At 45.9% G+C, this 281-nt stretch carries 1 protein-coding gene; it reads right to left on the minus strand.

The features are described from left to right. Nucleotides 1-281: dicarboxylate/amino acid:cation symporter (locus CWC11_RS22195; RefSeq protein WP_138684271.1), on the minus strand; the 281-nt coding region annotated here is incomplete at both ends.

Here is a 281-nt window from a genome sequence, read left to right on the forward strand (position 1 = left end):
GCCGACTTGGTTAAGTACCATTGCAAGCATTATTAAGCCAACACCCGGCACACCGGCTGTGCCGACTGAGGCCAAGGTGGCTGTTAAAATGACCATGAGATAATCACTAATGGTTAAATCTACCGCGAATACTTGAGCAATAAACACTGTCGCGACACCTTGCATAATTGCAGTGCCATCCATGTTTATAGTTGCACCTAAAGGGACTGTAAAAGAGGCAACGGAGTTATGAGCACCTAGCTTTTTAGTGGCAGTTTCAAGGGTTACAGGCATTGTTGCAC

Source organism: Pseudoalteromonas sp. S3178 (assembly GCF_005886985.1).
In the GTDB taxonomy this organism is placed as follows: domain Bacteria; phylum Pseudomonadota; class Gammaproteobacteria; order Enterobacterales; family Alteromonadaceae; genus Pseudoalteromonas; species Pseudoalteromonas carrageenovora.